Raw genomic sequence first — 13,527 nt, 5'->3', positions numbered from 1 at the left:
GACGCTGATTGCCCCCCGACCTAGGGTGGAGGGGCTGCTCTCACGCCCTCTGCTAGGGTGATGGGTGCTCGCTGCCCCCGGTCGTGCACCACAAACAGCGGCCACACACCATCGGGCAGCACCGATCGGGGCCACCGCAGCGGCGGCCCGGACCACCACGACCCGGCGATCCACTCGTCCGGGCGTCCGACAACGGAGAGCCTGACGTGAGCAAGCGCACCTACCAGCCGAACAACCGCCGGCGCGCGAAGACCCACGGCTTCCGGCTGCGCATGCGCACCCGGGCCGGCCGCGCCATCATCTCGACCCGTCGCGCCAAGGGCCGCGCCCGCCTGTCGGCCTGAGGCCGGTCAGGTCCGCTCCGGAGGACGTGGCTCGTGCTCGCGGCCGCCCAGCGACTGCGGCGCAGCAGCGACTTCGCCGCAGCGGTTCGTGGTGGCCGTCGAGCCGGACGCGGAGCGCTGGTCGTTCACCTGACCGTGCCGAGCACATCCGGATCTGACAACCAAGCGCCGAAGCCGGCGCGGGACGGCGTGGAGACAGACTTTCCGCCGGTGTCCCGCGCCGGCTTCGTGGTTTCCAAGGCGGTCGGGCCAGCGGTGGTGCGAAACCGGGTCCGCCGCCGGTTGCGGCATCTGGCCCGGGAACGCCTCGTCGATCTGCCGGCCGGAAGCACCCTCGTCGTTCGCGCCCTACCGGCTGCGGCTGACGCCACGTACCAGCGGCTCGGCACCGACCTCGACGCGGCGCTGGCCGCCGCCCGGTCCGAGCGAGGGCGGCGGTCCCGGTGAGCGCGGAGCAGACACCGTCCCGCCCTGCTACCCCGGGTGCCCGGGTGCTGACCGTACCCATCATCGCGTACCGTCGGTGGATAAGTCCGGCGCTGCCGGCCCGCTGTCGGTTCTACCCGTCGTGCAGTGCCTACGCCTTGGAGGCGGTAGCCCGACACGGCGCGCTCCGGGGAGCCGGTCTGACGGTCCGGCGGCTGTCGCGCTGCCACCCATTCCATCCAGGTGGATACGACCCGGTCCCCGAGCCGGGCGGCCGCCGACCTGCCGACGTGACTGGAGCCTGAGAATTGAGTCTCGACTGGATCTACTACGCGATCTCGTGGATCCTGCTGGCCTGGCATTCGGCCTGGGACGCCATCGGCATTCCGGACTCCACGGTCATCGGCACCAACTGGGCGTGGATCCTGGCCATCGTCTTCCTGGTGGTCACGGTCCGGGTCATCCTGTTCCCGGTCTTCGTCAAGCAGATCAAGTCGCAGCGGGCGATGCAGGCGCTCCAGCCGCAGGTGAAGGCCCTCCAGGAGAAGCACAAGGGTGACCGGGAGACGCTCCAGAAGGAGATGATGGAGCTCTACCGGAAGGAAAAGGCCAACCCGCTCATGGGCTGCCTTCCGATGTTCCTGCAGATCCCGGTCTTCCTCGGCCTCTTCCACGTGCTGCGCCGCCTCAACCCGGACCCGGCGAAGAACAACAAGGACATCTACGGCTGGACCGTCGACCAGTTCAACAGTGCCTCTGACGCGACGCTGTTCACTGCACCGATCGCCAGCAAGTTCGGTTCGACCGCAGCGGAACTGGCGCAGCTCGGCGCCAACGGCACCGTCGTGAAGGTGATGGCCGGTGTGCTGGTGCTGGTGATGATGGGCACCACGTACCTCACCAGCCGCCAGATGATCCTCAAGACGGGCTGGGCGGAGGACCCGCAGCAGCGCATGATCCAGCGCCTGATGCTCTACGGCATCCCGCTGTCCCTGCTGATTTCCGGCGCGATCTTCCCGATCGGTGTGATCATCTACTGGGTCACCAACAACCTGTTCACCCTCGGGCAGCAGCAGTGGGTACTCCGCAAGTTCCCGCCGCCGGTGACCGCGACCAGCGGAAAGTCGGGCACCTCCGCGCGTAACGGTGCGCAGCCGGCGAAGACCGGCGGGCTCTTCGGCCGGAGCAAGCCGGCTGCCGCACCGCCGCCGCCGGCGGCGCCGAAGGTTGCCGGTCCGAAGCCGGGTGCCAAGCCGGCCAACCCGAAGAAGGGTCGCCCCGCCAAGCGGCAGGGCTGAATCGTCCGGGCCGCCGCCGGGGAACCGGCGGCGGCCCGTTGCGCGCCGTGCAGCCGCCGCGAGGCCGGCGCCGGAGCGCGAAGCGCCACACGTGCGGTGGCGGACGGGCGAGACTGCCCTACAGACGTGCCCGTGGGCACCGGCGACGTCCGGCCGGCCGCGGGAAACCAGCGGACCCGAGGTCCAGCCGAGCGAGTACGGAGATGACACCGTGACCGACACCAGCATCCCCCGCGCCGAACAGCCCCTGGACGACGAGGAGCCGACCGCGGCGGCTCCGGCCGTGGACGAGCCGGAGGAGACCGACGCCGCAGCGGCACCGAGCAAGGCCGCCGCCGAGGGCGACCTGTTCCGGCAGAGCGAGATCGCGGCCGACTACGTGGAAGGGCTGCTCGACATCCTCGACTACGACGGCGACATCGACGAGTTGGTGTCGGGCGGCCGGCCGGTCGTCGAGGTCGTCGGCGGGCGCCTGCAGAACCTCGTCGGTCAGCGTGGTGCCACCCTCGAAGCCCTCCAGGAACTCGCCCGGCTCGCGGTGTTCCGGCAGACCGGTGCGCCGAGTCGTCTCCTGCTCGACGTCGGCGGATACCGCGCCAACCGGCGCAAGGAACTGGCGGCGGTCGCCCGCAACGCCGTTGAGAAGGTCAAGGAGCACGGCGAGTCGGTTCGGCTGGAGCCGATGTCCGCCTTCGAGCGCAAGTGCGTCCACGACGTCGTCAACGCGATCGACGGGGTGGAGAGCGAGTCCGAGGGTGTCGAGCCCAGCCGGCGCATCGTCGTTCGCCCCGTGGGCTGACGGGTGACTCAAGACGACGCCAGAGGCGTTGCCGCGTCCGGCCCGGGTGGTACGCCGCCCGGGCCGCCGCCTGTCGCGCCTCAGCCCACCGTGGCGGTGCTGGCGCCAGAACTGGCCGAAGCGGCTCGCCGACTCTTCGGTGAACGCCTCGACGTCGCGGCTGCCTACGCCGAGCTGCTCGCCACCGACGGCGTGGTACGCGGGCTGATCGGTCCCCGCGAGGCACCCCGGATCTGGGATCGCCATCTGCTGAACTGCGCGGCGGTGGCGGAGCTGATTCCGCCGGGTGCTTCTGTCCTAGACGTGGGTTCCGGTGCCGGGCTTCCCGGTGTGGTGCTCGCCATCGCCCGGTCCGACCTGGCGGTGACGCTGATCGAGCCGTTGGCTCGCCGCACCGCGTTCCTGGAGGAGGCGGTGGAGGAACTCGGGCTGACCGACTCCGTCCGGGTGTTCCGCGGTAGAGCCGAGGAGGCGGCCGTGGGATCGGATGCGGTGCCCGGTGACGTGGTCACCGCCCGGGCGGTGGCACCGCTGGACCGGCTGGTCGGCTGGTGCCTACCCCTGACCGGGGCCGGTGGCCGGCTACTCGCCCTGAAGGGTGCCTCGGCTGCGGAGGAGATCACCGAGCATGGCGAGGCGGTGCACCGCCTCGGTGGTGGCCAACCGGTACTGCACCGGTGTGGTGAAGGAGTCGTGGACCCGCCGACCACCGTGGTCGAAATCGTGCGGGAGCGGATCGTCGGTCCGTCACCCCGTAAGCCGCCGAAGAAATCGCGGTCGCGTCGGCGGTGAGCCCGGGCGGACGCCGGCTGTCGGGGTGCTCTGTTCGCGCGGTTGGTCTGTGCGGGTACATCCGCATTGGCCCGGCGCGCCGTACGGGATCGAACGGTGCTCCGCACCCGCCGCGATCGGCGGGTTACGAACCCGACGTGGACCCGCCGCGCCCGTGCGCCGTAGGCTGGCCGCGCGTCGATAGTGTGGAGCGGGCGGCGATGGATCTCCCTCCGGGGCCTGACCGCTCCCGCCGGGCGGTACCTCTGCGGAGAGCGCGCGAGTGGCCCGGTTGACGGGTGCGGGCCGACCATCCGAAGCGGGCAGGGATGACAGGTGCATGACGACGGTAGGTACGACGATCCGCGCGTGACCGGGTCAGCTGGTGACCCTGTTTCACGTGAAACCGAATATCCGAACTGGCGGCCCTCCGAGGTGCCGCAGAGCCCACCGGAGCCCGGTCGGAACGCGCCGACGTCGGGTGTCCCGTGGCCGGCGACCGGAGAGGGGCGTGACGGTACGGATGCGAGTTCCCGTCCGGCCAACGCGTCACCCGACGCGCGGGTGATTCCGATTCGCCGCAACCCGTCTGCCTCCGCTCGGTTCGAAGCTGCGGCAGCACACCCCCCGGCTTCCGGGATGGTGCCGGATCCTCGGCCGGCTCCCGACACGCCCGCACTCGCGGCCGAGTCCTACCCGTCAGCAGCAACCGAGGCCGCGTACGTTTCACGTGAAACCCCGACGCGCGATGAGGATGACCCACCGTTGGCTATGGAGGCGATGCGCGCCGTGCAGATCCTGAATCCCAGTGGCGAGGTGACCATGCCTCGGCCCGACCGGACCCGGGTCATGTGCGTCGCGAACCAGAAGGGCGGCGTGGGTAAGACCACGACCACGGTCAACCTGGCGGTGGCACTGGCCCTGCACGGCAACAGGGTGCTGGTGGTCGATCTCGACCCACAGGGCAACGCCTCGACCGGATTGAACGTGCCCCACCACACCGGCGTGCCGGATGTCTATGACTGCCTGATCAACAGCGTGCCGCTGGAGGAGGTGGCCCAGGCGGTCGAGGGCATCCCGAACCTCTGGTGTGTGCCAGCCACCATCGACCTGGCTGGTGCCGAGATCGAGCTGGTGTCGGTGGTGGCCCGCGAGTCGCGGCTGGACCGGGCCATCACCGCCTACCCGGGGCACTTCGACTACGTCTTCATCGACTGCCCACCCTCGCTCGGTCTGTTGACCGTCAACGCGCTGGTGGCCGCGCAGGAGGTGCTGATTCCCATTCAGTGCGAGTACTACGCGCTCGAAGGGCTCAACCAGCTCATCAACAACATCAATCTGGTGCGTCAGCACCTCAACCCGCGGCTTGAGGTCTCCACGATCCTGCTCACCATGTACGACCGTCGTACCCGACTCGCCGACGCGGTCGAGCAGGATGTCCGGAACCACTTCGGAGACAAGGTGCTCCAGGCGGTGATCCCGCGTAACGTGCGGGTTTCCGAGGCGCCCAGCTACGGCCAGTCGGTGATGACCTACGATCCCGGTTCGCGCGGCGCGACGAGCTACTTCGAGGCCGCCCAGGAAATCGCCGAGCGGGGCGTCAAGGAGCCGGTGAGCCGGAATGCGTAGTGCGGAAGAGGCGCTGGGAGGCGTGGCATGAAGAACCGTCCACGGGGCGGTCTGGGACGGGGCCTGGGGGCGCTCATCCCGACCGGGCCGGCACCGGATGCTGCCGCTGCAGTCGGCGCATTCACGACGGAAGCGAGCGGGTCGCCGACCGTTGCGGCACCGGCCGCGATGCCGGTTCCAGCGCTGACGATCGAACCCGAATCGGCCCTCAGCCCGGTGCCCGGGGCGCGCTTCGCGGAGATCCCGGTCGACTCGATCGTGCCCAACCCGAAGCAGCCTCGCCAGGTCTTCGACGAGGAGGCACTGGAGGAGCTGAAGACCTCCATCCAGGAGGTCGGCTTTCTCCAGCCGATCGTGGTCCGACAACTCGATGGCGAGAAGTTCGAACTCGTCATGGGTGAGCGACGGTGGCGGGCCGCGCAGGCAGTCGGTCGGGAGCACATCCCAGCGATCGTGCGGGACACTCGGGACGACGCGATGCTGCGCGACGCGCTGCTGGAGAACATCCACCGGGCGAACCTCAACCCGCTGGAAGAGGCAGCCGCCTACCAGCAGCTGCTGGAGGAGTTCGGGGCCACCCACGAGGAACTCGCCCGGCGCATCGGCCGCAGCCGGCCGCAGATCTCGAACACCATCCGGCTGATGAACCTGCCGGCACCGGTGCAGCGACGCGTTGCTGCCGGTGTGCTCTCCGCAGGACATGCGCGGGCACTGCTGAGCCTGGAGGATCCGGAGACGCAGGAGCAGTTGGCGTTGCGGATCGTCGCCGAGGGTCTCTCGGTACGCGCCACCGAGGAGATCGTGGCGCTCTCGCTCAATGACGGAGCGGGCAAGAAGGAGACGGCGAAGCGCCGGCCGAAGCCGCACGCGCCGGCGTTGAACGATCTCGCCGATCGGCTCGCCGACCGCTTCGACACCCGTGTGAAGGTGGACATCGGGCGGAGCAAGGGCAAGATCACGATCGAGTTCGCGACCGTCGACGACCTGGAGCGGATCGTCGGCATCATCGGAGTGGAGCGCGAAGAGTCGGCAGACTGACCCGAGCGGAACCGACAGGGCCGCCTCGCCGCACTGCGCGAGGCGGCCCTGTCGTCTGGGTAGCTCGCGGCATGTCGGCCTATCCGGCCATCGCTATGGCACGACATACCGCAACCCGGTGAACGTTTCTGACCCAGCGCCCTAGCGCAGATGCCGGGCGAAGAACCTGGTCGCGTCCTCGCCCGCGAACTGAGGGACGCCGGTGTGCCCGCCCATGTTGGCGTGCAGTGTTTTCTCCTTGGAGCCGAAGGCGTCGAACAGGTCCAGGGCCGCCTGCCGATCGTTCCCTTCGTCATCCCACTGCAGGAGGACATGCAGCGGAATGGTGACCCGTCGGGCCTGCTCGAACATGACACGCGGCACGAAGCTTCCGGCGAAGAAGCCGGCGGCCACGATGCGCGGCTCGACCACCGCAAGCCGGATGCCGACGGAGATCACTCCCCCCGAGTACCCGACCGGGCCGCCGATCTCGGGCAGCGACAGAAGGGCGTCCAGAGCGGCCTGCGATTCCGGGACCGCCTTGTCGACGAGCGGGAGGACGAGGGCGTTGATGATCTCGTCGCTGACCGGCTCGCCGGCCTCCGTGACCCGGCGCAGGTCGGCGCGGGCCTGCTCGGCGGCGGCCCAACGAGGCCGGTCACCGCTGCCGGGCAGCTCGATGGCGGCAGCCGCGAAGCCCTCCGCCGTGGCATGTCGGGCCCGCGCCGCCAGACGGGGGTGCATCGTGCGCAGTCCGAGCGGTGGGTGGCCGAGCAGGATCAGCGGGACTGGCGCCGATGCGGTTGCGGGCGTCCACAGGACGCCGGGGATCTCGCCGAGCGTGAACGTGCGCTCGAGGACGCCGCCATCGAGGCGCTGCTCAGTAATGAATCGCATGGTCGTGCCTTTCGGGAGTGCTCGTGAACGGCGCTCCCGGACGACCTATCGCCCGACCGTGACCCCAGAGGGGAGCACCCATCTCGAAACGTTCACGGGTACCACCTCCTCGGTCTCTCGCACGGCCGTCGGGAAACTAGCAGCGGGCCGCTTTGATCCGCCAACGGTTTTCCTGCAGCCAGGTCCCGGTGACGGTCGCCACGGAGAAGTTACGCAGGATCAGGGCGTGCGATGGAGCTCGCCGCTCACGCAACCCACGCGGCTGCGCAGGTGTGGTGTTTCACGTGAAACGGGACGCGACCGAAGTTCCCACCCGCTGGCGTCGGCGAGATCGGCGCTCGGTTTCACGTGAAACCGCCGACTCGCCGGTGGGGTTCGCAGCGTACGTCGGGCGCACTCGGAGTCGCGTCGGGCCACTGACGTTATCCACACCGGTTGTCCACAGGCTCGCGGTGTTTCACGTGAAACATTGGCCGAAAACCCTTGTTGAGCCGGGATCGTGGGCAGAATCGGCCAACCCGCCAGCCTGTGGATAACTCTGGGGAGAACTCCTCGGTGCTCCCCGCCCCGTCATTCGGGCCCACTCGGAGAGCCGAACCTGATTCGGGGAGGGACACTGGTCCCGGACTCGGTTAGGGTCAGCGTCGTGCAAGACACCCCTCCCTCAATCCCGGACTTCACCCAGTGGCCGTCCTTCCCCTTCGAGGGCGACATCCGAGTCAAGCCACTCGCCGATCCAGTTTCTGTCGAGCCGCCCCGCAAGGGCGAGGCTCACCGGGAATGCACCGCCTGCCTGGCACCCGACGAGGCATACATCTGGGTCGGTGAACGGTGGCGTGTGCGGGCCATGGACCGGCCAACCGGACTGCCCATGGTCCTCATCCTGGAGTCACGGTCGCACCTCGATCTCGGCGACCTACCGAACCTGCTCGCCGCCGAGTTGGGCGTGATGACGGTACGCCTCGAACGGGCCATCCGCTCCCTGGACGGGGTGGCCCGGGTGCACGTCAACCGTTGGGGCGACGGTTCCGCCCATCTCCACATGTGGTTCCTCGCCCGGCCGTACGGCCGGCTCCAACTCCGTGGGACCTTCCTGTCGCTCTGGGACTCGATCCTGCCGCCGATATCGGAGGAACAGTGGCGGGAGAACCTCGCGCTCGTTGCGGCCTGGCTGGCCGAGTTCGGTGGGCGACCGCTCGCCGAACCACCCCGCATCCAGTGGCAGGCACCGTCCAGCCTGGCTGCGCAGTCGGCTTCGCCGGCCGAGACGACGCCGACAGAAGGCGGGTCGCTCCTGGACGCCATCGGCGAGACGGCTGAGCCACCCGACGCGCCGGGCGTCGGGGTCAACCTGGAGTCGTCAGCCGCGCCGGCCCCAGCCGAAACGGTTGCCGAAGAGACCCCCTCGGGGGAGACCGTCTCAGGGGCCGTGAGTGGTCCGACAACGGAACAGGAGACCGACGCGGTGCCGCCGGGAGCGTCGGCTGCGGACGTGGCCGAGGATCGCCCTGAACCGGTGACGCAGCCGACTCACAGCACACCGGGTCCGCACATCGAGAGCGCCGGCCGCGGGTCACGGGCCGCGCCCACCGGAACCGCCGCTCCCACCCCGACCGCCGAACCCACCGATACGGCTGGACCCACCGGGCCCACCGAGTCCGACTGAACGCGCTGGATCGCTACGCCCACCGATCGCCCTGGTCGCGGATCGGTGGGCCGCCGTACGCCGGGGATTGTGGCGTTGGGTCCGTGGGGATCAGCGGGCCGCGGCGCGGGCGACCAGGTTGCCGATCATGCGTCCGAAGTCGAGACCGGCGGCCTGGACCGCGAGCGGCAACAGCGACGTCTCGGTCATGCCCGGCGAGACGTTGACCTCGAGTACGTGCGGCTGACCGTCCGAGTCGACTATCAGATCGACCCGGCTGAGGTCACGCAGGCCGAGGGCGGCATGGGCGGCCAGGGCAACCTGGGCCACCGATTCGGCGACTGTGGGCTCCAGACGCGCCGGGGTGTGCCAGGTGGTCCGGCCGGCGGTGTAGCGGGCCGCGTAGTCGTACACCCCGTTGCGGGGCACGATCTCCACGGCCGGGAGCGCCTGCGGCCCCTCTCCCAGGTCGACGACGGAAACCGCCACGTCCATGCCGGGCACGTACCGTTCGACGAGCGCTGTCGAGTCGTACGCGAAACAACCCACCATGGCAGCCGGCAGCGACGCCGCGTCCCGGACCACGGCGGCGCCCAGACCGGAACCGCCCTGGGCGGGCTTCACCATCAGCGGTAGCCCCAACCGGTCGACGATGCGATCCAGCACCGCCACCGCACCGAGTTCGCTGAACCGGTCGTGCGGCAGCGCGACCCAGTCCGGGGTGGCGATGCCGGCCTCACGCAGCACGGCCTTCGCCGACGGTTTGTCCCAGGCGAGGCGGGAAGCCCGAGCGTCACATCCGACGTACGGAACGCCGCACAGGTCCAGGACGCCCCGCAGCGACCCGTCCTCGCCGGTAGCGCCGTGCAGGGCGATCACCACGGCGTCGGGTGGGTCCACGGTCAGGGCCGGCAGCAAGGCGACATCAGCGTCACGTAGCTCGGCCTGCATCCCGACGGCGCGCAACGCGTCGAGTACCCGCCGGCCCGAACGCAGCGACACGTCACGTTCGTACGACAGCCCACCGGCGAGCACGAGCACATGAAGATCGGTGGTCTCGGATCCCGACACGGCGGATTCTTCGGCAGCGGTGACACCCATGCCGGGCATCATGCCAAGTCTGGTCCTGGCGTGTCGGAGCCGGCCCGGCCTCGCCGGGCATCGGACCCGCTGACCGCGCCGAACACCCGCCGCATGGCGATGTCCTGCTCCATCACACTGGCCAGCCGGCGGACGCCCTCCCGGATCCGCTCCGGCGGCGGGAAGGAGAAGTTGAGCCGGATGTGACCGTTGCCGGTGCCATCGGCATAGAAGCCGGTGCCGGGCACGTACGCCACCCGTGCGGCGATGGCCCGAGGCATCATCGCCTTCGAGTCCAACCCGTCGGGCAACGTGGCCCAGACAAACAGCCCGCCCCCGGGCACGGTCCAGCGGGTGCCGGCCGGCATCAGGTCCTCCAGTGCGGTGAGCATCGCGTCCCGACGCTCCCGGTAGACCTCCCGGTAAACCTTCAGCTGCTCACGCCAGGGCATGGTGCCGAGGTACGTGCTGACGGCAGCCTGCGCGTACGCGCTGGGGCAGAGAATCTGTGCCTCGCTGGCGATCACCAGCTTGTCGCGTACCGCGTGGGGGGCGAGGATCCAGCCGACCCGCAACCCCGGCGCGAACGTCTTGGAGAACGTGCTGAGGTAGAAAACGCCGTCCCGCCGCCGTGCGCGCAGCGGCGCGGGCGCCTCGCTCTCGAAGCCCAACTGGCCGTACGGATCGTCTTCGACCACCAGCAGACCGGCGCGCTCGCAGATGTCGAGAACCTGTTCACGCCGTTGCTCGGTCAGCGTCACGCCGGTCGGGTTCTGGAAGGTGGGGATGGTGTAGAGGAACTTGACCCGGCGTCCGGCACGGGCCTGCTCCGCGATGGCGAGCTCCAACGCCGCCGGGATCAGACCCTCGTCGTCCATCGGCACGTGCACGACCTGTGCCTGGGCGGCCTGGAACACCCCGAGTGCGCCGACATAGGTCGGCCCCTCGGCGAGCACCACGTCACCCGGGTCCAGGAAGAGGCGGGCCACCAGGTCCAGCGCCTGCTGCCCGCCCACGGTCACCACCACGTCCTCCGGCGAGGCACCGCAGGCGGCGTCGATGCCGGAGAGGGCCATCACCTCGCAGATCCGCTCCCGCAGCTCCAGGGTGCCCTGGCCGATGCCGTACTGCAGGGTGGTGCTGCCCTGCTCGGCACCGAGCCGGCCGAGCATCTCGCCGACGGCGTCCAGCGGCAGCGCGGCGATGTACGGCGCACCACCGGCGAGGGAGACGACCTCCGGTCGGCTGGCCACCGCGAACAGGGCCCGGATCTCCGACGCGGTCATTCCCCGCACTCGGCGGGCGTACCGGTCGGTGTAGTCGTCGAGTGTCGTGCCGGTCATCACATCACCCCGATGGCTGCTCGGACGGCTCCGGCCCCGGATACCCGGGACGACGGCGACCATGGCGGCACGGCGCGCCGAGTGTCGATCCTAGCCGCCGTTCAGCCCCCGACGCGCCCTCGATTGTCCGGGCGTCCACATGCCGGACCCTCGGCGGACGCCGCTGAGGTGGACGTTCACCCTTACTCTCCCCCTGTGGCCGATCGGCGGCGTACGATCGCTCGTCGGGGGCAGGAACACGGCGGTGCCGTCCGGGCCGCTTCGGCGGCGGTACCGTCGGGGTCCGTCCCACCTCCGAGCCTAGTGTGGGGAAGCGCCAATGTCGCGACGTCTGGTGAGCCTGACCCTGGACACCCTGGAGGACCTGCCCCGTCCCTGCCGGCAGTGTGTCTACTGGGAGCTTGATCCGGTTTCGGCCGACCGTGCCTGCGCCGCTGGTGACCCTGGGCTGGAGAAGGAAGCGTGGGTTTCGCAGACCCTGCTCGAATGGGGTTCCTGCGGCAAGCTGATCTACGTCGACGGCATGCCGGCCGGCTTCGTCATGTACGCCCCGCCGGCCTACGTCCCCCGTTCCATGGCCTTCCCGACCTCCCCGGTCTCCGCCGACGCGGCGCTGCTGATGACGGCGAACGTGGTGCCCGCGTTCTCCGGCGGCGGCCTCGGCCGGATGCTGGTGCAGGGGGTGGCCCGTGATCTGACCAAGCGCGGGATCAAGGCGATCGAGGCCTTCGGCGACGCGAAGTTCGGCGACTCCGCCGATCCGGGTGGTGCCTGCGTGGCCCCCGCCGACTTCTTCCTTTCAGTGGGCTTCAAGACGGTTCGCCCGCATCCCCGGTTCCCGCGGCTACGGCTGGAACTGCGGACGGCGTTGAGCTGGAAATCCGACGTCGAGTACGCGTTGGAGAAGCTGCTCGGCTCGATGAGCCCGGAGTCGCTGCTGCGCCCGGTCCGGCCGACACCCGCCACCCGTTCCACGGCCGGCTGACCGCGACCGGACGCTCAGTCCACCACGGTGCCAGCGGCGACCGCAGCCCGCAGTTCGCTGACGTCGATCGAGCCGGTCGGCACGTCGCGTTCGATCGGCAGGTACATCCGCTGCACCGCGGCCACCATCGCCTCGACCAGCTTGTCCCGGAACCGGGGGGCGATCAGCCGTTCCCGGTCCGTCGGCGAGGTGAGGTAGCCGACCTCGACGCGTACCGCCGGCATCCGGGTGATCCGGAGCAGGTCCCATGCCTTGGCGTGGGTGCGGCAGTCCCGCAGTCCGGTACGCGCGACGATTTCCCGCTGGACCAGCCCGGCCAGCCGTTCACCGGTTGCCGAGGTCACCCCGTTGTCGGTGCCGTAGTGGTACGTGGCGACGCCCTCGGCCAACGGGTTGGCATGTCCGTCGGTGTGCAGCGAGATGAACACGTCGGCACTGAGCGAATTGGCCAGGTGCGCCCGGTCGATGTCGGGCAGGCAGGTTTCCGGCGACGGCCCCCGGGTGAGCTGCACCCGCACGCCGGAGGCGGCGAAGCGCCCTTCCAACCGGCTGGCCAGGTCGTGCATCAGATCTGCCTCGGTCCAGCGCAGCGGGCCGTCCGCCACCACCACCCCCGGGTCGGTCCCGCCGTGGCCAGGGTCGATCACCACGGTCCGCCCGACCAGGGTCGGGCCGGACTGTCGGATGGCGTCGGACTCGCGCAACCACTGCGGCCGACCGCCGACCACCTTGCGACCCAGCCGGCGCAGGGCGCCCATGGTGTGCGGCCCGCAGGTGCCGTCGGGGACAAGTCCCACCTCACGCTGGAACTGCGCCACCGCCCGGGAGGTGCGGATGCCGTAGATGGCATCGGCTCGGCCGGTGTCGTATCCCATCTCCAGCAGCCGTTCCTGCAGCGACCGGACATCCTCTCCGGTCAGCGGGACCGGCACCGCGTGGTAGAGGGTGCGGGCGCCCAGCCGCCAGCGGGCGGCGTCGAGCGCCCGCCAGGTCTCGGCACCGACCCGGCCGTCGACGCTGAGGCCCCGCGACTGCTGGAACGCACGGACCGCCCGTTCGGTGGCCGAATCGAACTCGTCGCTGTGCGGGCCGGTCGCCTTGGACAGCAGGTCGAGGCCGGTCAGCACCGCCCGGATCTCGGTCACTGCGGGGCCCCGGTCACCGGGACGGATCGGACGCACGCACGACCCCCTCTGAACGGTGGTGGCTGCCGGGCCCCGCCGACGACGAGTGGGTGTCGCTGGCGGGGACCAGGTGCTCACCGGCGTCCGGCGGCCCCCGTTCGAGGTTATG

General features: G+C 70.1%; 14 protein-coding genes. 10 read left to right on the top strand and 4 right to left on the bottom strand.

Annotated elements, in window-relative coordinates:
- Window positions 1-206: 206 nt before the first annotated feature.
- The 8 genes from rpmH (at window position 207) to Vlu01_RS13770 (ending at window position 6,305) form a co-directional block, all read left to right on the top strand.
- Window positions 207-344, top strand: coding sequence for a 50S ribosomal protein L34 (rpmH, locus tag Vlu01_RS13805; protein ID WP_013736606.1), 138 nt, complete (start codon window positions 207-209; stop codon window positions 342-344).
- Window positions 345-377: 33 nt separating this feature from the next.
- Window positions 378-791, top strand: a complete 414-nt coding sequence (rnpA, locus tag Vlu01_RS13800) for a ribonuclease P protein component (protein WP_203998729.1) — start codon at window positions 378-380, stop codon at window positions 789-791.
- Between the two features lie 44 nt (window positions 792-835).
- On the top strand, window positions 836-1,075 hold the full coding sequence (gene yidD / locus Vlu01_RS13795) for a membrane protein insertion efficiency factor YidD (RefSeq protein WP_203998726.1): 240 nt from the start codon (window positions 836-838) through the stop codon (window positions 1,073-1,075).
- A 3-nt stretch (window positions 1,076-1,078) separates the two neighbouring features.
- Entirely contained in the window at window positions 1,079-2,068 is a 990-nt protein-coding gene (gene yidC / locus Vlu01_RS13790) for a membrane protein insertase YidC (RefSeq protein WP_203998723.1), read from the top strand.
- A gap of 211 nt (window positions 2,069-2,279) precedes the next feature.
- Window positions 2,280-2,867: a Jag family protein gene (locus Vlu01_RS13785; protein ID WP_203998720.1), complete on the top strand. Its 588-nt coding sequence runs from the start codon at window positions 2,280-2,282 to the stop codon at window positions 2,865-2,867.
- Between the two features lie 3 nt (window positions 2,868-2,870).
- A complete protein-coding gene (gene rsmG / locus Vlu01_RS13780; protein WP_203998717.1) occupies window positions 2,871-3,659 on the top strand; it encodes a 16S rRNA (guanine(527)-N(7))-methyltransferase RsmG in 789 nt (262 codons plus the stop codon).
- Between the two features lie 315 nt (window positions 3,660-3,974).
- Window positions 3,975-5,267, top strand: coding sequence for a ParA family protein (locus tag Vlu01_RS27790; protein ID WP_275409331.1), 1,293 nt, complete (start codon window positions 3,975-3,977; stop codon window positions 5,265-5,267).
- Window positions 5,268-5,294: 27 nt separating this feature from the next.
- Window positions 5,295-6,305 carry a ParB/RepB/Spo0J family partition protein gene (locus Vlu01_RS13770; protein ID WP_203998714.1) on the top strand — a complete coding sequence of 337 codons (1,011 nt, stop codon included), beginning with the start codon at window positions 5,295-5,297 and terminating at the stop codon, window positions 6,303-6,305.
- Between the two features lie 141 nt (window positions 6,306-6,446).
- On the opposite strand, the gene Vlu01_RS13765 is transcribed toward Vlu01_RS13770, so the two are convergent.
- The gene (locus Vlu01_RS13765) at window positions 6,447-7,181 is read right to left on the bottom strand and encodes an alpha/beta hydrolase (protein WP_203998712.1); all 735 of its coding nucleotides are present in this window, start codon (window positions 7,179-7,181) and stop codon (window positions 6,447-6,449) included.
- A gap of 667 nt (window positions 7,182-7,848) precedes the next feature.
- Here Vlu01_RS13765 and Vlu01_RS27560 point away from each other — a divergent pair.
- Window positions 7,849-8,847: a hypothetical protein gene (locus Vlu01_RS27560; RefSeq protein ID WP_239095899.1), complete on the top strand. Its 999-nt coding sequence runs from the start codon at window positions 7,849-7,851 to the stop codon at window positions 8,845-8,847.
- Between the two features lie 90 nt (window positions 8,848-8,937).
- Here the strand turns inward: Vlu01_RS27560 and Vlu01_RS13755 are convergent, their stop codons facing one another.
- Together Vlu01_RS13755 and Vlu01_RS13750 are read right to left on the bottom strand one after the other, a co-directional pair.
- Window positions 8,938-9,927 (bottom strand): D-alanine--D-alanine ligase family protein, encoded by a 990-nt coding sequence (locus Vlu01_RS13755; RefSeq protein WP_203998710.1) that lies wholly within the window; start codon window positions 9,925-9,927, stop codon window positions 8,938-8,940.
- Between the two features lie 8 nt (window positions 9,928-9,935).
- Window positions 9,936-11,249, bottom strand: coding sequence for an aminotransferase-like domain-containing protein (locus Vlu01_RS13750; RefSeq protein ID WP_203998708.1), 1,314 nt, complete (start codon window positions 11,247-11,249; stop codon window positions 9,936-9,938).
- Window positions 11,250-11,568: 319 nt separating this feature from the next.
- Between Vlu01_RS13750 and Vlu01_RS13745 the strand changes: the two genes are divergently transcribed.
- Entirely contained in the window at window positions 11,569-12,234 is a 666-nt protein-coding gene (locus tag Vlu01_RS13745; RefSeq protein WP_099848413.1) for a GNAT family N-acetyltransferase, read from the top strand.
- Between the two features lie 14 nt (window positions 12,235-12,248).
- Here the strand turns inward: Vlu01_RS13745 and Vlu01_RS13740 are convergent, their stop codons facing one another.
- Entirely contained in the window at window positions 12,249-13,415 is a 1,167-nt protein-coding gene (locus tag Vlu01_RS13740) for an N-acetylmuramoyl-L-alanine amidase (protein ID WP_203998706.1), read from the bottom strand.
- Window positions 13,416-13,527 lie beyond the last annotated feature (112 nt).

This window comes from Micromonospora lutea (assembly GCF_016863535.1).
Lineage (GTDB): Bacteria > Actinomycetota > Actinomycetes > Mycobacteriales > Micromonosporaceae > Micromonospora > Micromonospora lutea.
This window is presented reverse-complemented; position numbering and strand designations above follow the sequence as displayed.